Annotated in this window: 23 protein-coding genes and 2 pseudogenes; 7 read left to right on the forward strand and 18 right to left on the reverse strand. The window is 62.5% G+C overall.

The annotated features are described in order from the left end of the window. Positions 1–53: 53 nt before the first annotated feature. Positions 54–764, reverse strand: coding sequence for a DUF1194 domain-containing protein (locus GKR99_00860; GenBank protein NKB26181.1), 711 nt, complete (start codon positions 762–764; stop codon positions 54–56). Positions 765–911: 147 nt separating this feature from the next. On the opposite strand from GKR99_00860, the gene GKR99_00865 reads away from it, so the two are divergent. Next, entirely contained in the window at positions 912–1,811 is a 900-nt protein-coding gene (locus tag GKR99_00865) for a rhodanese-related sulfurtransferase (protein ID NKB26182.1), read from the forward strand. Between the two features lie 91 nt (positions 1,812–1,902). Here the strand turns inward: GKR99_00865 and GKR99_00870 are convergent. The 15 genes and pseudogenes from GKR99_00870 to folK form a co-directional block, all read right to left on the reverse strand. Next, positions 1,903–2,118 (reverse strand): annotated as a pseudogene (locus GKR99_00870) (dihydrodipicolinate synthase family protein). Positions 2,119–2,277: 159 nt separating this feature from the next. Continuing rightward, positions 2,278–3,066 carry a dihydrodipicolinate synthase family protein gene (locus GKR99_00875; protein NKB26183.1) on the reverse strand — a complete coding sequence of 263 codons (789 nt, stop codon included), beginning with the start codon at positions 3,064–3,066 and terminating at the stop codon, positions 2,278–2,280. Between the two features lie 13 nt (positions 3,067–3,079). Further along, the gene (locus tag GKR99_00880; GenBank protein NKB26184.1) at positions 3,080–4,126 is read right to left on the reverse strand and encodes a hypothetical protein; all 1,047 of its coding nucleotides are present in this window, start codon (positions 4,124–4,126) and stop codon (positions 3,080–3,082) included. Further along, complete coding sequence (locus GKR99_00885) at positions 4,126–5,226, reverse strand: mandelate racemase (protein ID NKB26185.1); 1,101 nt, start codon at positions 5,224–5,226, stop codon at positions 4,126–4,128. Before GKR99_00885 ends, GKR99_00880 begins: the two co-directional genes overlap by 1 nt. 24 nt (positions 5,227–5,250) lie before the next feature. Further along, entirely contained in the window at positions 5,251–6,027 is a 777-nt protein-coding gene (locus GKR99_00890; GenBank protein ID NKB26186.1) for a glucose 1-dehydrogenase, read from the reverse strand. Next, positions 6,028–6,714: a glutathione S-transferase family protein gene (locus GKR99_00895; protein NKB26187.1), complete on the reverse strand. Its 687-nt coding sequence runs from the start codon at positions 6,712–6,714 to the stop codon at positions 6,028–6,030. 11 nt (positions 6,715–6,725) lie between these two features. Next, the gene (locus tag GKR99_00900; protein NKB26188.1) at positions 6,726–7,463 is read right to left on the reverse strand and encodes an ATP-binding cassette domain-containing protein; all 738 of its coding nucleotides are present in this window, start codon (positions 7,461–7,463) and stop codon (positions 6,726–6,728) included. Next, positions 7,429–8,079, reverse strand: coding sequence for an ABC transporter permease subunit (locus GKR99_00905; protein NKB26189.1), 651 nt, complete (start codon positions 8,077–8,079; stop codon positions 7,429–7,431). The genes GKR99_00900 and GKR99_00905 overlap by 35 nt, the downstream gene beginning before the upstream one ends. Before the next feature lie 47 nt (positions 8,080–8,126). Next, positions 8,127–8,804 (reverse strand): ABC transporter permease subunit, encoded by a 678-nt coding sequence (locus GKR99_00910; GenBank protein ID NKB26190.1) that lies wholly within the window; start codon positions 8,802–8,804, stop codon positions 8,127–8,129. A 63-nt stretch (positions 8,805–8,867) separates the two neighbouring features. Continuing rightward, a complete protein-coding gene (locus GKR99_00915; GenBank protein ID NKB26191.1) occupies positions 8,868–9,851 on the reverse strand; it encodes a transporter substrate-binding domain-containing protein in 984 nt (327 codons plus the stop codon). Between the two features lie 426 nt (positions 9,852–10,277). After that, positions 10,278–11,036: a pyridoxine 5'-phosphate synthase gene (locus GKR99_00920; GenBank protein NKB26192.1), complete on the reverse strand. Its 759-nt coding sequence runs from the start codon at positions 11,034–11,036 to the stop codon at positions 10,278–10,280. Between the two features lies 1 nt (position 11,037). Continuing rightward, entirely contained in the window at positions 11,038–11,691 is a 654-nt protein-coding gene (locus GKR99_00925) for a DUF2062 domain-containing protein (protein NKB26193.1), read from the reverse strand. A 41-nt stretch (positions 11,692–11,732) separates the two neighbouring features. Further along, positions 11,733–13,853, reverse strand: a complete 2,121-nt coding sequence (locus GKR99_00930) for a RelA/SpoT family protein (GenBank protein NKB26194.1) — start codon at positions 13,851–13,853, stop codon at positions 11,733–11,735. A 54-nt stretch (positions 13,854–13,907) separates the two neighbouring features. Beyond that, entirely contained in the window at positions 13,908–14,261 is a 354-nt protein-coding gene (locus GKR99_00935) for a DNA-directed RNA polymerase subunit omega (GenBank protein NKB26195.1), read from the reverse strand. An 84-nt stretch (positions 14,262–14,345) separates the two neighbouring features. Beyond that, the gene (gene folK / locus GKR99_00940; protein NKB26196.1) at positions 14,346–14,882 is read right to left on the reverse strand and encodes a 2-amino-4-hydroxy-6-hydroxymethyldihydropteridine diphosphokinase; all 537 of its coding nucleotides are present in this window, start codon (positions 14,880–14,882) and stop codon (positions 14,346–14,348) included. Between the two features lie 169 nt (positions 14,883–15,051). On the opposite strand from folK, the gene GKR99_00945 reads away from it, so the two are divergent. Continuing rightward, positions 15,052–15,612, forward strand: a complete 561-nt coding sequence (locus tag GKR99_00945) for an NYN domain-containing protein (protein ID NKB26197.1) — start codon at positions 15,052–15,054, stop codon at positions 15,610–15,612. Between the two features lie 40 nt (positions 15,613–15,652). Here the strand turns inward: GKR99_00945 and GKR99_00950 are convergent, their stop codons facing one another. Both GKR99_00950 and GKR99_00955 read right to left on the reverse strand, forming a co-directional pair. Further along, positions 15,653–16,114, reverse strand: a complete 462-nt coding sequence (locus GKR99_00950) for a c-type cytochrome (protein NKB26198.1) — start codon at positions 16,112–16,114, stop codon at positions 15,653–15,655. Continuing rightward, positions 16,114–16,629: a hypothetical protein gene (locus GKR99_00955; GenBank protein ID NKB26199.1), complete on the reverse strand. Its 516-nt coding sequence runs from the start codon at positions 16,627–16,629 to the stop codon at positions 16,114–16,116. The genes GKR99_00950 and GKR99_00955 overlap by 1 nt, the downstream gene beginning before the upstream one ends. Before the next feature lie 74 nt (positions 16,630–16,703). Between GKR99_00955 and GKR99_00960 the strand changes: the two genes are divergently transcribed. From GKR99_00960 to GKR99_00980, 5 genes and pseudogenes are all read left to right on the forward strand, one after another. Beyond that, on the forward strand, positions 16,704–16,973 hold the full coding sequence (locus GKR99_00960) for a metal-sensing transcriptional repressor (GenBank protein ID NKB26200.1): 270 nt from the start codon (positions 16,704–16,706) through the stop codon (positions 16,971–16,973). A gap of 339 nt (positions 16,974–17,312) precedes the next feature. Next, entirely contained in the window at positions 17,313–18,263 is a 951-nt protein-coding gene (ispH, locus tag GKR99_00965; GenBank protein NKB26201.1) for a 4-hydroxy-3-methylbut-2-enyl diphosphate reductase, read from the forward strand. Next, complete coding sequence (locus GKR99_00970) at positions 18,260–18,862, forward strand: methyltransferase domain-containing protein (GenBank protein NKB26202.1); 603 nt, start codon at positions 18,260–18,262, stop codon at positions 18,860–18,862. The genes ispH and GKR99_00970 overlap by 4 nt, the downstream gene beginning before the upstream one ends. Continuing rightward, positions 18,855–19,331 carry a ribonuclease HI gene (gene rnhA, locus GKR99_00975; protein ID NKB26203.1) on the forward strand — a complete coding sequence of 159 codons (477 nt, stop codon included), beginning with the start codon at positions 18,855–18,857 and terminating at the stop codon, positions 19,329–19,331. The genes GKR99_00970 and rnhA overlap by 8 nt, the downstream gene beginning before the upstream one ends. A 107-nt stretch (positions 19,332–19,438) precedes the next feature. Continuing rightward, a pseudogene (locus GKR99_00980) lies at positions 19,439–20,582 on the forward strand (lytic murein transglycosylase).

Consider the following 20,582-nt stretch of genomic DNA (forward strand, 5'->3'; position numbering starts at 1 on the left):
TGGCGGCAGCGTGGTGTTTCCCCGCGCCAGCCGGGCCCCGCGTTTCTGCCGGGTCAGCGATCCAGCCCCGAAATCTGCGCCGAAACCTCGCGCAGCAGCTTTTGGCGGATGCGTCGCGGATAGTCGTCAAAACCGCTGGCCGTCACCACAAAGGCACCGGGTCCGGCGATGACGTGATCACGGTAGTACCCGGTAAGATTCTGCACCGTGCCTTCGATGGCCAGCGCGTTCACCGTGAACCCCTCGACCGCAAGCGTTCGGCGCAGAACCTCGGGCGGCAGGCCCTCGTTGGATGGTCCATCGCCTGACACATCGATCACCTTGCGGCGGCAATCGCCAACATCGGAATAGGTATTGGCGGCGAAGGCGAGCGCCTCGCCTATTCCGGTCGAGTAATCGCGCCATGCGCGCGGCAGGGCTTCGGTCTGCTCGGCCAACGCCGACAGGTCGCCGCGCCCGGAAATCCGGGTCCAGCCGATCGAGACCTGCTGCCGCCCAAGGCCAGACCACTGCACCACCAGGATCGCCGCCTGCGCCTGCACCAGCGCATCCGCCACGGCGGGGTCGCGCATCGCCGCCGCCAGCCCGCCCATCTGGATCCGATATTCCGAGGGATCAACCGATCCCGACACATCAACGGCCAATGCCAGCGCAATATCACAGGCGCGGACCGGCCCCGCCACACCAAGCAGGACCAGGCACAGGCTGGCAGTGCCAAAGACCTGCCGGAGGTGACGGCTCAGATTACGGGGGAATTGCGTCATTCGCGGACCCTAACACTGGCCGTGCGGGTTTCGGAATTACGCATTCGTGGTGCCTGCGCCGGGCGTTGACCAATCGCGCCCCTTGTGTCGGTCTGCGATCCGGTGACGCACTTGCGCCTGCCGTGGCTGGCGACGTATCCAGCGCCCATGTTCGTTGTCGCAGCCCTTTACCAATTCACCCGGTTCGATGCGCCTGACGCGTTTTGCGCACCGCTGGAAGCGCTGTGCCGCGAGAACGGGTTGCGCGGAACACTGCTGCTGGCGCCTGAGGGCATCAACGGCACCATCGCAGGTCAGCGCGCCGGGCTGGACACGGTCTTGCGCCATATCCGCGACCTGCCGGGCTGCGCCGAGCTGGAGGTCAAGGAAAGCCACGCGCCCACCATGCCATTCCGGCGCATGAAAGTACGCCTGAAGCGCGAGATTGTGACGATGGGCCAGCCGGACGTTGATCCGACCCGCGCGGTCGGGCGCTACGTCGATCCGGCGGACTGGAACGCCCTGATCGCCGCCCCGGATGTCGCAGTGATCGACACGCGCAACAGTTACGAGGTCGCCATCGGCACCTTTGCCGGGGCGGTTGATCCCGAAACCGAAAGCTTCCGCGATTTCCCGCAATGGTGGGCCGCCAACAAGGACCGGTTCGCAGACAAGCGCATCGCGATGTTCTGTACCGGCGGGATCCGCTGCGAGAAGTCGACAAATTACCTTCTGGGTCAGGGGGTCGAGGATGTCTTTCACCTGAAAGGCGGAATCCTCAAGTACCTTGAAGAGGTGCCCGAGCAGGACTCCAGCTGGAATGGTGAGTGTTTCGTGTTTGATGAGCGTGTCTCGGTCGGGCACGGGCTTCAGCCTGGCCCCCATGTATTGTGCCGGGCCTGCCGCTTTCCGCTGACGCCCGAAGATCAAGCGCGGCCGGAATTTGAGGTTGGCGTGGCCTGCCACCACTGTGTCGACACACGCAGTCAGGCAGATCGCGCGCGATACCGCGAACGCCAACGCCAGATCGACCTGGCCGCAGCCCGTGGCAAACAACATCTGGAATAAGGCGTTCAGGTCGCGCGCTGAGGCGACCGGCGTTCGCAACAAGCGATCTCAGGTGCCCGCCGGATGGTCCACACAGGGCCAGATCTGCGTGTCAGTTCACATTCTGCGACCAATCTTTGTACCAGTTGCGGAACAAGGCATATTGCTGTTCGACATGTCCGCGCTGCGCATCCGACAGCGCATCGGACGCATTCAGATGCAGCGCATAGGCATCTTCGCCATTCAGAACCATCAAGTGTTTGTAATACAGCACAAGATCCGGGCCCTCGTCGAAGCTGGACAGCACGCCAAGCGCCTCTTCCAGCTGATTGTGTTGAAAAACTCCGTTTTAGGGCCTGAACGATGATTTTTCTTTCCATGCAGCCCGATCCTAAATTTTTGGCGCGGGGGTCGGCCCAAATCGCCTACATGCGCTCACGCGCAGCCATGCGCTGTCTCGTGGTCAAAGCTTTCCGACTATTTCGCTTCATAGGTTTTCGCAAGAAATCCGCGACGCTCTGATTTCGGAGTTTTTCAACACAATCAGCTCAAACGCCAGTTTGCGGGCGGTTGCATCGCCCGCGGCGGCCTTCTGGCTGAGGGTCATCAGATGAAGAACCTCGCGCGGCAGGGCGTTGCCGATGCCGGTGATCGCACCCACCGCGCCGCAGTTAATGAAACCGTGGCAGACGGCGGTGTCGACGCCGACCATCAGGGCGATATCCGGATCGCCCGAAGTAATGTTCTCGGCCGCATAGCTCAGATCCGCCTTGCCGCCGAATTCCTTGAACCCGACCAGGTTGGGATGTTCGGCGCGCAGGGCGAAGAACAGATCGGCGCGGGTGGCAAAGCCGTAATACGGGCTGTTGTAGATCACAGCGGGCAGGTCGGGCGCCGCCGACAGGATCGCCTTGAAATGCGCGCTCTGCGCTGCCGGGGACGATCCGCGCGACAGCACGCGCGGGATCACCATCAGGCCAGCGGCCCCGACTTTTGCGGCTTGGGCAGCATGGGCGACCGCGCTGGCCGTGTTCACCGCGCCGGTGCCGACCACCACCGGGACGCCCGCGTTGGTCAGCCGCGCGACACCCTCCATCCGTTGCGCGTCCGTCAACAGCGGCCAGTCCCCCATGGAGCCGCAATAGACCACGGCCGACATGCCAAGGCCCATCATCTCGACCCCTTTTTCGACCATCGCGTCAAAATCCGGGGCGCGGTCCGGGGTGCAGGGGGTCATCAGGGCGGGCATGCAGCCGGAGAAGACTTGGGCGTTCATCACGGGTCCTTTCTTATGTCTGTATGGCGGGTGTCAGCATTGGCCAGGTGTCGCCAACCCGGTAGCCTTCCGGCCAGGGATCATCCGGGTCCAGCATCAGGTGTTTCGTTTCGGTTATCCAGCCCCGTCCGCAGATCGAGGGGATGATCGCCGGCGTCCCGGCCACGACGGTTTCTGCTTCGATGCGGCAATCAAACTGGCTGCCGATGATCGAGGCGCCGCGAAACGCCTCGCCCACGGCCAGTTCGCCCCGCGCGTGGAGCACGGCCATGCGGGCGGAACAGCCGGTGCCGGTTGGGCTGCGGTCCAGTTTTCCAGGGTCGATCACGACGGTGTTGCGTCCGGTCTTGCGGCCGTCGATGACCGCGACCGGGGCGGTGAATTGGCAGAAAGAGATATGGTTCCACGCGGGCATTTCCGGGTGATGGAAGCCGATTTGTTCACTTGCCGCCTTGGTGATCTTCATGCCGGTTTCGACAAGGTCGCGCGCCTCGTCCGGTTGCAGCGAAAAGCCCAGGGCGGCGGCGTCGATCAGTGCGAAGCTGTCACCGCCGAAGGCTGTGTCGATGGTCAGGGTGCCCAGCCCCGCAACCTCGATCGTGACATCCAAGCTGGCGGCGAAACTCGGCAGGTTGGTCACGCGAATTGACTGCACCTTGCCATCCCGGCAGGTCGCCACCACGTCAATCAGCCCGCCGGGGGCTTCCAGTTTGAAGCGGGTTTCCGGTTCGGTCATGAGGACGATCCCGGTGTCCAGCAAGACAGTCGCCACACAGATCGAGTTCGACCCCGACATCGGCGGGGTATGGACCGGTTCCATGATGATGAAGCCCATGGCGGCGTCGGGGTGTTTGGGTGGGACCAGCAGGTTTACATGGCGGAAGACACCGCCGCGCGGTTCGTTCAACACGAAGTTGCGCAGGCTGTTGTCAGCGGCGATCCAGCGCGATTGGTCCCAGATCGTGTCGCCGGGCGGCGGGGCGACGCCGCCGACGATGACGTCGCCCACCTCGCCCTCGGCATGGCAGCCGATGACCTGTATGGACCTGGTCGAGCGCATCAGACCGACAGCACCGGATCGCCCAGCGCCGCCATGATCGGGCGGATGCCAAGGCCGGGTTCGTCGCTGGCGCGCATCTTGCCCTCGACACGGCGCGGCGCACCGTCGGCGATATCTACTGTGCCGTAGCTGTTGAAATCCGTGGCAGAGAAGGCGAATTCCTCGAGCGTGCTTTGTGCCAGATGGGCGATTGCGGCGGTGACGATATCGCCGCCCCAGGTATCCTCGATCGTCATCGGAACTCCCGCGTGAACGCACAGATCGCGCATCTGGCGCGCCTTGGTCAGCCCGCCGACCTTGGAGATCTTCAGATTGATCACATCCATCGCCCCATCCGCGATACCGCGAGTCAGATCGCCGATGCTGCCGATCACCTCATCCAAAACAAATGGCAGGGCGGTCCGGCGCCGGGTCACCAGGCATTCTTCGTAACTCGGGCAAGGCTGTTCGATGTAGACGTCCACGTCGCGCACCGCGTTCACGACCCGCGCAGCCTCGTGCATCGTCCAGCCGGTGTTGGCGTCGGCGACCAGGATGTCTCCGGGGCGCATTTCGGCGGCGCTTAGGCGGATACGCTCAATATCGCTGTCCGCATCTGCGCCGACCTTCAGTTGAAACTTGGTGTATCCCTCGTCCCGATATCCGGCGACATTCGCCGCCATCGCCGCCGGTTCGATCTGCGAAATCGCGCGGTAGAGCTTGATGTCCTCCTGCGCCTTGCCGCCAAGCAGCTGATAGACTGGCAGGCCCGTCGCCTGCCCAAGAATATCCCAACACGCCACGTCAATCGCCGCCTTGATATAGGGGTGGCCGCGCAGCACCGCATCCATATGCCGGTTCAGCACGTTCAGATCGCGCGGATCGATGCCAATCACCTGCGGCGCAATTTCCGCCAGCCCAGAGCGCACGCCCAGCGCATAGGACGGCAGATAGGCCGAGCCCAGCGGGCAGCATTCACCATAGCCGGTGATCCCGGCGTCGGTCTGAACCTCGACCACGGTGGAATCGAACACCTCGACAAAATTGCCGTTGGACCAGCTATAGCGGCCTTCTTTCAGCGGCAGGTCGACCTGATAGGCGCGGATGGCGGTGATTTTCATGGGGCGTCCTTTCCGAAGCCGACTTTAACGAAGTTCCAGCAACCCGCCATCCACCGGGATGATCTGGCCAGTGATCCAGCCGGATCTTGCGCTGGCGAGGAACAGGAACAGTTCCGCAATGTCATCAGTCGTCCCCCAGCGTTTCAGCGGATAGCGATCAATCACGGCGGTCAGCAGATCGTCGAATTCGGCGTCATCCGCCGCCCGCGCCCGGAACTGCGATTCCGACAGCGGCGTGCGCACCGCACCCGGCGCAACCGCGTTCACCCGGATGCCATCACCCGCGTAATCCGCCGCCAACTGCCGCGTCAACGCGATGACGGCGCCTTTGGAGGCTGAATAGGCCGCGACCCCCTTCATCCCTGACAGACCGACGGTGGATGCGGTGAACACAATTGCCCCCGCCCCTTGCGCCTGCATCTGCGGCAGTACAGCGCGGGCCGATAAGAACGCGCCGGTCGCGTTGACCCGCATGACGCGGTTCCAGTCTTCGATGGAAACATCCAGCGCGCTACCTTCGACCATGATCCCGGCATTGGCGATCAGCGCATCAATCCGGCCCGTCCATTCCAGCGCGGCACCGGCCATGCCAGCGCAGGCAGCTTCGTCCGAGACATCCGCCGCGACCGCCATGGCCGCATGGCCTGCCGCGGTCAGTTCCTCCGCCAGCGCGCGCACCCCGGCCCCGTCCCAATCTGCGCAGACCACGGCCCATCCGTCCGCCGCAAAGCGTTCTGCCGCGCGCCGCCCGATACCCGACGCGGCCCCGGTGACGATCACACTCTGGCGGTCGGTTGCCATCTAATCCGGGTCCGGCGCGAAAATCTGCGGATAGAGGTTGCGCATCGCGGCCTCATCAAATTCGACCTTGAATTTGTGCTGGTCGGCCAGCGCGACCGCCCGGCGGGCCGCCGGACGCGCATCAATCTGATCCACCAGCCGTTTGAGGTTTGGGAGGTCGTCAAACGCGTCGTCCTTGCCCAGCATGAACGGAATCCGTCCCGCCCAGCCCCAGACCGCCATATCGACAATCGTAAAAGCTTCACCCAGCATGTAGGGGCGATCCGCCAGCCGGTCGTTGACAATGCCCCAATGGCGGCGCGCCTCGTAATCATAGCGCTTGATCGCATAGGGAATGCGTTCGGGCGCGAAGTTGCGGAAATGCACGGCCTGCCCGGAGTACGGGCCGACCCCGCTGGCGACGAACATCAGCCAGGACAACAACGCGCCACGTTGATCCGGGCCAGGCAGGAATTGCCCCGTCTTTTCAGCCAGATACAGCAGGATCGCGTTGCTGTCGAATACCGCCACGCCGTCATCGAAAATCGCTGGGGCCTTGGCGTTCGGATTGATTGCAAGGTAGGCTTCGCGGTGCTGATCGCCCCGCTTAGTGTCCAGCGGGATCGGGGTATAGTCCAGCCCCGATTCTTCAAGAAACAGGCTGACCTTCAGGGGGTTCGGCGCGGCGTTGTAGTAGTATTCCAGCATGTTTTGGCCCCCTAGTGCCGCAGGATTTTGCCAAAGAAATCCCGTGCGCGCTGGCTTTCGGGCGTGTCCAGAATCTGCGCGGGCGGGCCGGCCTCAATCACTTCTCCGTCGTCCATGAAGGCGACCTGATCGGCAACCTCGCGCACGAAGGCCATTTCGTGGCTGACGATGATCATGGTCATCCCCTCGTCCGCCAGTTTGCGGATCGCGTCCAGAACCTCGTTCACCAGTTCGGGATCGAGTGCCGAGGTAACCTCATCCAGCAGCAGGATCTGCGGGTCCAGCGCCAGCGCGCGGGCCAGGGCCACACGCTGTTGCTGCCCGCCTGACAGCTTATCGGGATAGGAGTTATAGCGGTCGCCAAGACCCACAAGGGTCAGCAGGCGGCGCGCCTGCGCCTCAACCTCATCCTTGGGGCGGCGTTTGATCTTGGTCGGAGCCAGCGTGACGTTCTGGCCCACGGTCATATTCTGGAACAGGTTGTATTGCTGGAACACGATCGCCATGCGGTCGCGGGCCTCGCGTACCGCGCGGGCGCTGGAATAATCCATCCGTTCGCCTGCGATCTCCACATGCCCGCCGGTGATTGGCGTCAGCCCCATCAGCGCGCGCAGCACCGTCGATTTGCCCGATCCGGACGGGCCGACAAGCGATAGGATGCCGCCCTTCTCGACCGTCAGGTCGATGCCTTTCAGGACTTCAAGCGCCCCGTAACTAGCGCGAACGCCGCTGACCGCGAGGTGTGGCAAGACGCTTCTCCAGATGTTGGCCCAGCAGGCTGAGCGGGAAGGACAGGATGAAATAGCATAAGGCAATCGTTCCGAAGACAAGGATTCCGGAAAAGCCCTGATTGTTCAGCTCTTTACCGCGAAACGCCAGTTCGAACACGCCGACCTGGCTGACCAGTGCGGTGTCCTTGATGAAGGACACGGCAAAGGCGATGGCAGGCGGGATGATGACGGGCCAGGCTTGGGGCAGAACCACCATCAGGTTGATCTGAAGCCGCGACAGGTTCATCACCTGCGCCGCCTCGACCTGGGTTTGGGGCACCGATTCCAGCCCGCCGCGAATGATGTCGGCGGTATAGGCCACCGCGTAAAGGCAGATGGCGATCACCGCGATGGTGAAAAGTGAGGCATTGGGCGTCACCGTCTGGATGAAGAACAGCACCAGATAAACGACGACAATAAAGGGGATGCGGCGAAAAACCTCGACATAAAGGATGCAGATCAGGCGCAGCGGGAACCACCATTTGCCCGGCGTCTGGCGCAGAAAGACCAGCACAAAGGCCAGGCCGAAACCAATCAGGCAGCCCATGATCGTCATGCCAAGGGTCAGGCCTGCGGCCTCTAGCAGCAGCAGCATGTTGGGGCCGGAAAAGAAGCGCGGCAGTTGTTCGATGATCCGGTCCATCAGAAGATCCGCGCCTTCACGCGAAACGCCCAACGGCCCAGCAGCGCCAGCCCGATGCTGGCGACCAGCGTCAGCACCACATACATGCCTGCGACGACGGTGAAGTATTCCAGCCAGCGATAGTTGACGGCAGACAGGTTGATCGCCTGCCCGGTCAGCTCATCCACGCCGATCAACGCCCCGACCGAGGTGCCCATGACCAGCACGACAATGAAGAAATTGGCCAGTGCGGGATAGATGGATTTCGCGATATGCGGGACGATGATGTAGCGCACCTGCTGGATCAGCGACATGCCGAGGGTCTGGCCCGCCTCAAGTTCCGTGATGCGGACTGACAGGAACCCGGCGCGCAGGATCATTGTCAGATAGGCGCCCGCATTCAGCGTCAGGCCGATCAGCAGGCAAGCCTCGTTCGACCAGCGGATGCCAATTTCGGGCAGGCCGAAGAACAGGAAGTAGATCTGGATCAGGGCGGGGGTGTTGGTGACGAAGACGACGTAGGTATTGACCAGCGCGCGCACCGGCCAGGGGCCATATGTTTTCAGCGTTGCGCAGATCAGCCCGATGATCGCGCCGCCCCCGAAAGCGATGACGCCCAGCTGGAAAGTCAGCAGGGCGCCTTCGAGCAGCGCACCAAAGTTGTCCCAGACAACCCCGAACTGAAATCTGTAATTCATGCTGCGCGCTGCATTCCAATGCCCCCCGGCACGCCAGCAGCGCGCCGGGGGTAACGTCAGGTTTTAGAAGTACGGATCGGGATTGACGGTGCGCAGCATCGGCGCGCCATAGTGCTTTTCCCAGGTCTCGTTAATCATACCGGACGAGTGCAGCCCGTGCAGGGCGATGTTCAGAACCTCGGTCAGGTTGTCATTGCCCTGGCTGACACCGATGGCGCAGTAGGCCACGAAGATCGGGTTCTCGACCACGCGCCAGTTCACATCCGAATAGTTCTCGGTGAACGCCATGAAGAAGTCGATATTCTCGACAATCGCATCGGCGCGGCCTTGCGCGACAAGACGCACGGTGTCGGCGAGTGTATCGACAAGCTCAATCTCGACATTGGGCATGTTTTCTTCGATCCAGCCGACGGTCCAGTTGCCGCGCATGTTGGCCAGCGTCACGCCATCCTTGTTGAAGTCTTCCCAGCTGCCGCCGTCAATCTTGTCGGTCGCCAGCACGGCCAGCACTTCGGTATGCAGCGGCACGGTATAGTCGATCAGCTTGGCGCGTTCGGTGTTGCGCGTCAGCGCGCCCAGCGACAGGTCGATCCGGTCCGAGACCAGGAACGGCACCCGCTGGGGCGTTTCGGTCGGCACCCATTCGACTTCCACGCCCAGCTGCGCGGCCAGCGCGTTGCCGACGTCGATGTCAAAGCCTTCCCAGTCGCCCGCGTCGTTTCGCGTGCTCATGTTCGGGAAATTGGGGTTGATGCCGATGCGGATGACGTCATCGGACAGGATGTCATCCAGGCTTTTGGCGTGCACGGCGGTGGTGGCCATTGCGGCCATCGCAATGCCGGTGATCCCCGCCAGAAAATGTCTCTTGAGCATGTATCGTACTCCCATGTCGCGCCCCAGCAGCGGGGCAGGTCCGGGCAGGCCTTGGTGGCTGCCGTCTGATTTGTGCGCAAAACGAACTTTTGTGCGCATGTCAAACATGGCGAGATTCGACGGTGAGTCAATCCCCGGAGTGCTGGCCCTTTCGCACCCGCAAAGCGCAGGCATTCGCCTGGGGTATTTCGCAGGTTGGTTTTGGTCGGATGTGTGCGGGGGCAGAGCGTGTTTGGCCAGATTGCAAGAGTTACGAAAACGCGCCGCAAGAGCGCCATCCCAAATAACTGATTCGCTGACGGAATTACCTGCGCCCGGTGCGCGCCAAAGGCGCAGGGCGCACGCCGGACCGGCCCCACCGGTCTGGCGTCGGTTCGAGGTGGGCACATCCGGGATAGTTGACGGCTAACACCTCCCCATAAATCGTGCCCCTCAACCGTTGCTGCGCCAGCCCGCCGGTCCGGCGCGCGCCCGGCTAAGGGCGGTTGTTCGACCTTGGGCATCGGTGCAGACTAAATGGACGACACTTGATCATCCGCAGCCGTCACATCTGCAGCGCGATCCGCGCGATCAGGCCGGTTTTGACAAAGCCGGGATTGATCAAGCCCGTGCGTCGTCCATCAAGCGGCGCATTTCGGTGATCGCGGGGCCAAGGCCAAGAAAGATCGCCTCTCCCACCAGGAAATGCCCGATGTTGAGTTCCATCACCTCGGGGAATGCGGCTACGGGGGCCACGGTGTCATAGGTCAGCCCGTGACCGGCGTGAACCTCCAGCCCAAGATTGTGGGCCAGGGACGACATCTCGCGCAGGCGCTCCAACTCAGCATCGCGTTCGTCGAAACGCCCCTCGGCATGGGCATCGCAATAGGCCCCGGTGTGGAGTTCGACCACCGCCGCCCCGATCCGTGCAGCAGCTTCGATCTGGCGGCGATCAGCGGCGATGAAGATCGACACCCGGCAGCCCACGTCTGCCAGCGGCGCGATGAAATGGGCGATGCGGTTTTCCTCGCGTGCCAGTTCCAGCCCGCCCTCGGTCGTCTTTTCTTCGCGCTTTTCGGGCACAATGCAGACAGCGTGGGGTTTGTGGCGCAGGGCGATCTTTTGCATCTCGTCGGTCGCGGCCATTTCGAAGTTCAGCGGCACCGACAGAACCTCCATCAACCCGTCGATATCCGCGTCACTGATATGGCGTCGGTCTTCGCGCAGATGGGCGGTGATCCCGTCGGCCCCCGCGTCTTCGGCCAGTTTGGCGGCGCGCAGCGGATCGGGGTAATCACCGCCGCGTGCATTTCGAACGGTCGCCACATGGTCGATGTTGATCCCCAGCCGCAGCCGCCCCAGTGGGTCACGCAATGCCATCTCAGTCCCCTTCGATCCGCCGTTTCTCGGCCAGTTCCTGCGCGGCGGCGACGCGTTTTTCATAGCGCTTCTTCAGCCGCTTGATCCGCCCTTTCTGATAGGCCGTAATCACCGGGCGCGACAAGACATATGCGGCGATGCCCAGAATGATCCCCGGAACGATCCCGCCCACCAGATAGGGCAGGAAGACGCGGTGAAAGAAGCGGTGCAACTGGCCCCATTCGGCGACCTCGGCCGTGAATATCGCGGCGAAATTCGACCACAGCTCGACCGAGGCGGTCGAGAATGACCCGACGATCCTGTGCAGCGGCATGTGGCCTTCCTGACCCAGAATCCACAGGCCCCCTTCCACTGCGATCTGCGCGAAAATCGGGAAGGTGATCGGGTTGCCAAGAAACGTCGCCAGCACGGCGGCCAGGATATTGCCCCGCATCACCCAGGCCAGCATTGCCGCCAACAGGAAGTGCAAACCGAAGAACGGCGTGAAGCTGATGAAGGCCCCCGCCGCGATCCCCCGGCTGATCTTATGCGGCGGATCGGGCAGGCGGCGAATGCGGTGCAGAACGTAACTTGCCGCCCGGCTCCAGCCGCCACGGGGGTATATCCCCTCGGCGACGATCTCGGCGTAACTGCGTTTGCGGCGGCGCTTGAACAAAGGGTGGAGTCTTTCGTCGGCTTCTTGTTTCAGGTGACCTTTTATGGTCGTCGGTTCAAGTCACGATGGCGTTCAACCGTGGCCACATCGCTTTCAGCCTCCAGTGCCAGCGTCACGGCGTGCAGATGTTCGACATCGCGCAGATCCACGTCGACGATAAGGCGATAAAAGTCCTGTTTTCTGTCCAGAAAGTGCAGGTCCGAAATATTGGCCCCCTGTTCCCCGATCAGCGTGCAAATCCGCCCCAGCACGCCCGCGTCATTGCGGATTGTCAGATCCATGCCGACCGTATGCACCGGAGGGTGCGTGCCCGAGTGCCATTGCAGATCGACCCAGCGTTCGGGCTGATCCTCAACCTCGGCCAAAGCCTCGCACGCGATGGCGTGAATGACCACGCCCTGGCCGCGATAGGTGATACCGACGATGCGTTCGCCGGGCAGCGGGCCGCAGCAAGCGGCGCGGCGGAACGGCTGATCGGGGTCCAGGCCGACGATGGCGCGGGCGGCGTCAATCTCATCCCCCTTTTTGTCGGCCAGCTTGGGATAGAGCACCTGGATGACATCGCGCGCGATCAACTCGGCAGAGCCCAGCCGCGCCAGCAGTTCCGAGGCATCGCTGAGACCCATGTGATTGGCCGCCGTGGTCAGCGCCTTGTCCGTGGCGCGTTTGCCGACGTGGTCAAAAGCCACTCGGGCAAGTTCCCGGCCCAGGCGGACAAAACGTTCGCGATCTTCTTCGCGCAACGACCGGCGGATCGCCGATTTGGCGCGACCGGTGGCAACAATGTCGATCCAGGTCGCCTGCGGGCGCTGACCCTCGGCGGTCATTACCTCGACCGATTGGCCATTCTTCAGCCGTGTCCACAGCGGCACCCGGATGCCATCCACCTTGGCGCCGACGCAACTGGCCCCGATCCTTGTGTGGATCGCAAAGGCAAAATCCAGCGGCGTCGCGCCGCGCGGCAGTTTCACAACCTCGCCCTTCGGGGTGAAGCAAAACACCTGGTCCGGATACATCTCCAGCTTGACGTGTTCGAGGAATTCATCGTGATCCTCGCCCGCGCCGAAACGATCCGTCAGGGTCGAAATCCATCGCGCCGGATCAACCGCAAAGGGGTTTTCAGTGCGCACACCGTCGCGGTACGACCAATGCGCCGCCACGCCCGCCTCGGCCACATCGTGCATCTGCTGGGTCCGGATCTGCACTTCGACCCGCTTGCCATCCCGGCCCGATACCGTGGTGTGGATCGACCGATACCCGTTCGACTTTGGCTGGCTGATGTAATCCTTGAACCGCCCCGGCACGGCCCGCCAGCGCAGATGGATCGCGCCCAGCACGCCATAGCAATCGCGCTCACTCTGGCAAGTTACCCGGAAGCCGTAGATATCGGAAAGCCGCGAAAACCCCTGCTTCTTTTCTTCCATCTTGCGCCAGATCGAATAGGGCTTCTTGGCCCGGCCCGAAACTTCGGCAACGATCCCGACGCCCTTCAATTCGGCCCGGATATCGCCGGTGATCTTGTTGATCGCATCGCCCGTTTCCCTCTGAAGCGTGATGAAGCGCCGCATGAGCGAGGCGCGCGCTTCCGGGTTCAGGACACGGAAGGCCAGATCCTCAAGCTCTTCGCGCATCCACTGCATGCCCATGCGGCCTGCGAGTGGCGCGAAAATATCCATCGTCTCGCGCGCTTTCTGGGCCTGCTTATCGGGGCGCATCGACTTGATCGTGCGCATGTTGTGCAGCCGGTCGGACAGCTTGACCAGGATCACACGCAGATCCTTGGACATCGCCATGAACAGCTTGCGAAAGTTTTCTGCCTGCTTGGTCTCGGTCGAGGATAATTGCAGGTTGGTCAGCTTGGTGACCCCATCGACCAGTTCGGCAATCTCTTCGCCGAACAGCTTGCTGATCTCGGAATAGGTCGACCCGGTGTCTTCAATGGTGTCGTGCAGCAGGGCGGTGATGATTGTTGCATCATCCAACTGCTGTTCGGCCAGGATCGCGGCAACCGCGACCGGGTGCGTGAAATATGGCTCTCCCGAGTGGCGGAATTGCCCGTCGTGGGCGCGGGCGCCATAGTCCCAGGCCGCCCGGATCAGCGCGTCGTTGGTTTTTGGATTATAGGAACGGACCGAGGTGATCAGGTCATCGGCAGTGATCATTCCGGCCCTGCCCTAGCTGGCGCAGGCGGCGGCAAGCGCCCTGCGCGGCACCCGTTACTGGCTTTCCTGCGCTTCCATCAGCGCACGCAGCAATTTTTCCTCGCTCATGTCGTCCTGGGCGGGTTTGTCCTGTTCGGCCCCCATCAGAAGCGCCATCGCGTCTTCTTCGGGCTCATCAACTTCGATCTGGGTTTGCTGCGATTCGATCATCCGCTCGCGCAGGTCGTCCGAGGCTTGTGTCTCATCCGCGATCTCTCGCAGGCTGACGACGGGGTTCTTGTCGTTGTCGCGGTCGATCGTGATCGGCGACCCGGTGCTGAGTTCGCGCGCACGGTGGGCAGCCAGCATCACCAGTTCGAACCGGTTCGGAACTTTGTCAACGCAGTCTTCAACCGTTACCCGGGCCATGATCGTCTCCGCTATCTCGAAATCAGCCCGCTATGTAGGGGCAGTTGCCCAGAATGACAAGGCGAAACGCATGGCACCGGGTGGTCAGATCGGTCGCAGCGCGGCAACTTCTTCCGGTGGCAGGGCATCCAGCATCTGGGTCACCGTCCGATACAGCAGCGGATGGCGCCAATCCGGTGCGACATCGGCCATCGGCACCAGGACAAATGCGCGATCCTGGATGCGCGGATGCGGCAGGATCAGCCGGTCGGGCGAACGGCGCAGCTGATCCTCCAGCGGCATCTTGCGCCACTTTGTCTGGGTTGCGCGGCTGGGGGCCACGCGGTTTCCGACCGACAGCAGATCAAGATCAAGCGTCCGTGGTGCCCAGCGCAGACCGCGCTGGCGATCAAACTGCGCCTCGATCCCGTGCAGCGCGGCAAGCGCTTCTGCGGGAGGCAATGTTGACTTTACGGCAACCACGGCATTCACATAGTCCGGCCCGCTGCCCGCCGGGAACGCCGGGGTGAGATACAATCGCGATCTGGACCGAATCGGGAACATTTGCCGATCCATCGCATCCATCGCCGCCCGGATGAGGGTATCTGACGGCTTTCCCCTCAGCGTTGCGTTCGAGCCCATCGCAATCAGCGTTAAATCGCCATTTTGATCGATTTCAGCCAATTATTACGCCCAATTCATTGCACATTGCTGCTCAAACCCTATGACTAGTGCAACTCACGGGCTCAAGAAAATACTCAACACGCCCGGATACGGCCCGAGCGGTCCGAACACATCGGAAGGACGATGAATGTTCTACAAAGACGAGCGGCTGGCGCTGTTCATCGACGGCGCGAATCTGTACGCGGCAGCGCGCGCCCTTGGCTTCGATATTGATTACAAACTTCTCCGGTCGGAATTCATGCGTCGTGGCAAATTGCTGCGCGCGTTTTATTACACAGCGTTGCTTGAGAACGAAGAGTATTCGCCGATCCGCCCGCTGGTCGACTGGCTGCACTATAACGGCTTTTCGATGGTGACCAAGCCCGCCAAGGAATTCACGGATCGTGAGGGCCGCCGCAAGGTCAAGGGCAACATGGATATCGAGCTGGCCGTCGACGCGATGGAGCTTGCCCCCCGTCTGGATCACGCGGTGATCTTTTCGGGCGACGGCGACTTCCGCCCGCTGGTCGAAAGCCTGCAGCGCCAGGGTGTGCGCGTCTCGGTCGTATCGACCATCCGCAGCCAGCCGCCAATGATCGCGGATGAGCTGCGCCGCCAGTGCGACAACTTCATCGAGTTGGAAGAATTGAAGGACGTCATCGGTCGCCCGCCGCGCGAACCGCGCGAGGAAGAACTGCGCGACGACTGAGGCACCGCCTGCCGCACAGCAATACGTTCGGACGACTGACTTAATGGCCGCCTGACCGGTTCACTTCGTTGTGCCGGTCGATTATCTCGGGCGGCCAGGTGCTTTTGATAAAACCAAGGACCGCCAGGATATCTTCGGCACTCAGCACATCGCCAAAGCCGGTCATGTCGCTTTCATAGCCATCGCCGACAACCGCTGCGGTGCCGTCACGGGTGATGCGGATCAGATGCGCATCCGCATGGTGCCAGCTGTGGCCGGTCGCATCATGCGGCGGGGCGGGCATCTTGCCGTCGGGTTTGGGGGTTTGCCAATCCGGTTCGCCCTGCAGATCCTCTCCATGGCAGGACGCGCAATGTTCGCCATAGATTTCCTTGCCACGCGCCACCGCAACCGGATCGTCATAGGGCAAAAGACCGGCGTGTGACCGGGTGGATTGCATCAGCCAGAAGCCAGCGATCGCGATACAGCCAACGACAAGGGCCAGGGCAACGAGTGCGCGCATCAGATCACCGTTAACAACATCACTCCGGCCATGGCGACCATCGCCAGATCCTCGGTCAGGGTGACGGTGGACAGTGGCACTGACAGGATCGATCCCATGCAGGGGCAATCGATATCCAGACCGGCGCGCACTGCGCGCAGCACGCCGATGGTGCCGAAGGCGAAGACGATCACCGTCACCGCATAGGTGAATACCGGCCAGAGGAATGACAGGTACAGCAGGCCAAGCCCAAGTTCGATAAACGGATAGACGAACGCGTAATCCGGCACCTGTTTGGCCAGAATGTCGTACATCTTGAACCCACGCCGGAATCCTTTCAGGTCGAAGATCTTGAGCACTGCGAAGATCAGCAGGAACACCCCCATGAAGCCGTGCATCCAGACCATCAGCCCGCCGCCCAGCGCCGTCGCATAGGCCGCCCCGGCCAGCATTGCCGTCCCGACCAGCGCGATCAGGGGCCAATAGTCGCCAATGTGGCTGCCCCGGCCGTCGGCACGCACGTGATAGGTCGCCATTTCATCAATTCCTTGCGAAGGCCTTTATACCCCCCTAGGGTATATGCAATCGCGGCAACGTCAAGAGGGGCCTCATGCATGACAACAAACAGGCTGCATTGAAGCGCCTGAAACGGATCGAGGGGCAGGTGCGCGGCATCGCCGGCATGATTGAGCAGGATCGGTACTGCGTCGACGTGCTGGGCCAGACCGCCGCCGTCAGCGCCGCCCTGCGCGGGGTTGAACAATTGATCCTGGACGACCACGCCGCCCATTGCGTCGAAGACGCCATCGCCTCGGGTGATCCGGATCAACAGCGCGAGAAATTCGGGGAGTTGGTGCGGACTATTGCGAAGCGGGGGTAGCAGGCAGAGTGTGCTGCGTGGAGCGGACGACGGCGATAAACGACAAGCCGGGTGAGCGCCTGACCGGGGGTAGGCGACGCAACAATCGTGTGTGGCAATTTATGGTTCAGCGGTAACTCCGGACTACGAAGGTTTCGCGATCCATCGAAATCGCCTGCCCGCGGGACGGTCAGGCGATCGCCCGGCGCCCTCACGGGCTTGATTCCGGGCGAGGACGTGGGCCGGTGCCAAGGTCCGCTCCGGACCAAACACGTAGCAGCCCTCCGCCCCCCCGCACCGGGCTGGACCCCACCTGCCCAACCCCCTATCTCTGACCTGACCGAAGGAAAGCCCGTCGCAATGCCCAATCCTCCCCTTACGCTCTACCTCGCCGCGCCGCGCGGATTTTGCGCGGGCGTCGACCGGGCGATCAAGATCGTGGAACTGGCGTTGGAAAAATACGGCGCGCCGGTCTTTGTTCGCCATGAGATTGTTCACAACAAATTCGTCGTCGACAGCCTGCGTGCGAAGGGGGCGGAATTCGTCGAATCCCTGGCCGATTGCCCCGATGACCGCCCGGTGATCTTCTCGGCCCACGGCGTTCCGAAGGCCGTCCCGGCCGAGGCGGCGCGGCGCGAGATGCTGTTTGTCGATGCCACCTGTCCGCTGGTCTCGAAGGTGCATATCGAGGCGGCGCGCCATTCCGAAAACGGATTGCAAATGGTGATGATCGGGCATGCGGGACACCCCGAAACTCTCGGCACGATGGGGCAGCTGCCCGAAGGCGAGGTGATCCTGGTCGAAACCGTCGCGGATGTCGCGACCGTCACACCGCGCGATCCAAAGCGGCTGGCCTTTATCACGCAGACGACGCTCAGCGTCGACGACACCGCCGATATCGTCTCCGTCCTGAAGGCCCGGTTTCCGGCCATCGTCGGGCCGCATAAGGAAGACATCTGCTATGCCACCACCAATCGGCAAGAGGCGGTCAAAGCGATGGCCCCCAAAGTCGACGCGCTGCTGGTGATAGGCGCGCCAAATTCGTCCAACTCGCGCCGGTTGGTCGAGGTGGCACAAGCCAACGGCTGTGCATACGCGCAACTGGTCCAGCGGGCCGCTGACATTGACTGGCGCGCGCTGGACGGGGTTACGGCGCTGGGGCTGACCGCAGGCGCCTCTGCCCCGGAGGTTCTGGTGCGCGAGGTCGTTGACGCCATTGCCGCGCGCTTTGACGTGACCGAGGAAGAGGTCGTCACCGCCGTCGAATCCGTCAAATTCAAGGTGCCGCGCGTGCTGCGTGAACCCGCATGAGCGATCAGCGCACCATCGACGTCTACAATGCCCGTGTTGACGCCTATGTCGAAACGGTCGCTCATGAACCGGACAATGAAAACATCGCCGCCTTCATCGCCGCGTTGCCTGCGAAGGGGCGCGTTCTGGATATCGGCTGCGCGACGGCCCACGCGGCGGCAAAAATGCGGGACGCCGGATTGCAGATCGTCGCCGTCGATCCATCAGAGGGCATGATCGCCAAGGCGAAACAGCTTCACGACATCGATGTCATTCTCGGGTCATTCGATGACATCCCCGAGCTTGGAAAATTCGACGGCATCTGGGCCAACTTCTGCCTGCTGCATGCAAGGCGCGAAGACATGCCGCGTCACCTGGGCGACATTCACGCCGCTCTGACCCCCGGTGGATTGTTCCACATCGCCCTGAAACTGGGCGACGGCGATGCGCGCGACCGGATAGATCGCTATTACACCTACTACGCCGAGGATGAATTGACCGGCCTTCTGGAAAACGCCGGGTTCGGTATCGTCGACAAAGTGCATGGCGAAGGGCCGGGGCTAGAGGGCTCAATCTCGAAATGGATCGCGATCCGCGCCCGTGCTGAACCCCGTGGCTGAGTTGTTCGCCTATACCGATGGCGCCTGTAGCGGCAATCCCGGCCCCGGCGGCTGGGGCGTATTGCTGATTGCGCGGGATGGCGACACCGTGGTCCGCAGTCGCGACCTGAGCGGGGGTGAGGCGGACACCACCAACAACCGGATGGAGTTGATGGCCGCAATCAGCGCGCTGGAAAGCCTGACCCGCCCCAGCGCGATCACCATCGTCACCGACAGCACCTATGTGAAGAACGGCATCACCGGCTGGATACATGGCTGGAAACGCAACAACTGGCGCACGGCTTCGAAAAAGCCGGTCAAGAACGCCGACCTCTGGCAACGGCTGGATGCCGCACAGGACCGCCACGATGTGACCTGGGCGTGGATCAAAGGCCACGCAGGCCACGCCGAAAACGAACGCGCCGATGAACTGGCGCGCGACGGGATGGAACCGTTCAAAAACCGGGCTTCGGCGCGCACCCCGCGATAGGGCTTGTGGCCACGGCTGCGCCGCCGCGCCAGCGCAGGCAAACACTGGCCGAACCACAACATGCTGCGTTGCGGGCGAGTAACATGGTGTATATCCTGCGCCATGACATGAGGATGAACCGACGTCACTTTGTTGCCGCGCTGGGAACGGCGGCTGTCGCCTCGTGCAGCGGGCCGTTTCCGCTTGCCTTGCCGTCCGGTGCGCCCCCGCAATCACCCCAATATCGGCCCGTTGCAAATGCTGCCTTCGACAATTGGTTTGCGTCGTTTCGATCGCGCGCGACGAATGCCGGGATCTCGCCCCGCACCCTGAACGCGGCGCTGGCCAATGCAGCCTATCTGCCCGGCGTTGTCGAACGGGATCGCAACCAGATCCAGACCCGCCGAACGCTTGAGGAATACCTGTCCATCGCAACCTCGGACGAGCGTATCTCCAAAGGCCGCGCCGCTGCATCCCGGCATGCTCGCACACTCGGCGCGATTGAGGCGCGTTACGGTGTCGACGCGAACATCATCGCAGCCGTCTGGGGGATGGAAACCCAGTACGGAGAGAAACGCGGCACCATCCCGGTGATTTCAGCCACCGCAACCCTGGCCTTCGACGGGCGGCGCGGATCGTTCTATGAAAAACAGCTTATCGCCGCGCTTCGCATCCTTCAGCGTGGCGACACCACGCCCGCCCGAATGGTCGGCAGCTGGGCTGGTGCGATGGGGCACACGCAGTTCATTCCCACCTCGTATCAGTCTTTCGCGGTGGATTTCACCGGCGATGGGCGCCGCGATATCTGGGGCAGCGATCCCGCGGACGCGCTGGCCTCGACCGCAAGCTATCTGGCGAAGAACGGGTGGCGGACCGGCCTGAAATGGGGGGGGCGAGGCGGGAACCGGCGGGCCGCCCGGACGCACGATCCAACCACAAAGCGGCGGTGTGCGGTTTACAGTGACGAAGAATTTCGATGTTCTGAAGACCTACAACAATTCCGATCTCTATGCGATCGGAGTTGGCCGTCTTGCCGACAGGATCGGCGGTGACGGACCTTTAAGGGGGCGTTTCCCGCCCGACGCCAATGGGCTGACGAAACAGGACCGGATCGCGGTGCAGCGCGGGCTGGCCGCGCGCGGCTATGACGTCGGCACCATCGACGGCGTGATCGGAACGAAATCCGAGGTCGCGATACGCGATTTTCAGCGTGCCAGGGGCTTGGCCGTCACCGGCATCGCCACCCAGGCGGTGCTTGCGGCGCTGGGTTAG

Source organism: Paracoccaceae bacterium (assembly GCA_012103375.1).
GTDB lineage: Bacteria > Pseudomonadota > Alphaproteobacteria > Rhodobacterales > Rhodobacteraceae > WLWX01.

Bases quoted from the DNA above. Each gene is read 5' to 3' on its own strand.
- GKR99_00920 (NKB26192.1), bottom strand. From the start codon at position 11,036: ATGGCATTGCGTGACCCACTGGGGCGGCTGCGGCTGGGGATCAACATC.
- GKR99_00970 (NKB26202.1), top strand. From the start codon at position 18,260: ATGAGCGATCAGCGCACCATCGACGTCTACAATGCCCGTGTTGACGCC.
- GKR99_00860 (NKB26181.1), bottom strand. From the start codon at position 764: ATGACGCAATTCCCCCGTAATCTGAGCCGTCACCTCCGGCAGGTCTTT.
- GKR99_00895 (NKB26187.1), bottom strand. From the start codon at position 6,714: ATGCTGGAATACTACTACAACGCCGCGCCGAACCCCCTGAAGGTCAGC.
- GKR99_00890 (NKB26186.1), bottom strand. From the start codon at position 6,027: ATGGCAACCGACCGCCAGAGTGTGATCGTCACCGGGGCCGCGTCGGGT.
- GKR99_00950 (NKB26198.1), bottom strand. From the start codon at position 16,114: ATGCGCGCACTCGTTGCCCTGGCCCTTGTCGTTGGCTGTATCGCGATC.
- GKR99_00915 (NKB26191.1), bottom strand. From the start codon at position 9,851: ATGCCTGCGCTTTGCGGGTGCGAAAGGGCCAGCACTCCGGGGATTGAC.
- GKR99_00955 (NKB26199.1), bottom strand. From the start codon at position 16,629: ATGGCGACCTATCACGTGCGTGCCGACGGCCGGGGCAGCCACATTGGC.
- GKR99_00910 (NKB26190.1), bottom strand. From the start codon at position 8,804: ATGAATTACAGATTTCAGTTCGGGGTTGTCTGGGACAACTTTGGTGCG.
- GKR99_00945 (NKB26197.1), top strand. From the start codon at position 15,052: ATGTTCTACAAAGACGAGCGGCTGGCGCTGTTCATCGACGGCGCGAAT.
- folK (NKB26196.1), bottom strand. From the start codon at position 14,882: ATGGGCTCGAACGCAACGCTGAGGGGAAAGCCGTCAGATACCCTCATC.
- ispH (NKB26201.1), top strand. From the start codon at position 17,313: ATGCCCAATCCTCCCCTTACGCTCTACCTCGCCGCGCCGCGCGGATTT.
- GKR99_00885 (NKB26185.1), bottom strand. From the start codon at position 5,226: ATGAAAATCACCGCCATCCGCGCCTATCAGGTCGACCTGCCGCTGAAA.
- GKR99_00960 (NKB26200.1), top strand. From the start codon at position 16,704: ATGCATGACAACAAACAGGCTGCATTGAAGCGCCTGAAACGGATCGAG.
- GKR99_00935 (NKB26195.1), bottom strand. From the start codon at position 14,261: ATGGCCCGGGTAACGGTTGAAGACTGCGTTGACAAAGTTCCGAACCGG.
- GKR99_00905 (NKB26189.1), bottom strand. From the start codon at position 8,079: ATGCTGCTGCTGCTAGAGGCCGCAGGCCTGACCCTTGGCATGACGATC.
- GKR99_00875 (NKB26183.1), bottom strand. From the start codon at position 3,066: ATGAACGCCCAAGTCTTCTCCGGCTGCATGCCCGCCCTGATGACCCCC.
- GKR99_00880 (NKB26184.1), bottom strand. From the start codon at position 4,126: ATGCGCTCGACCAGGTCCATACAGGTCATCGGCTGCCATGCCGAGGGC.
- GKR99_00865 (NKB26182.1), top strand. From the start codon at position 912: ATGTTCGTTGTCGCAGCCCTTTACCAATTCACCCGGTTCGATGCGCCT.
- GKR99_00930 (NKB26194.1), bottom strand. From the start codon at position 13,853: ATGATCACTGCCGATGACCTGATCACCTCGGTCCGTTCCTATAATCCA.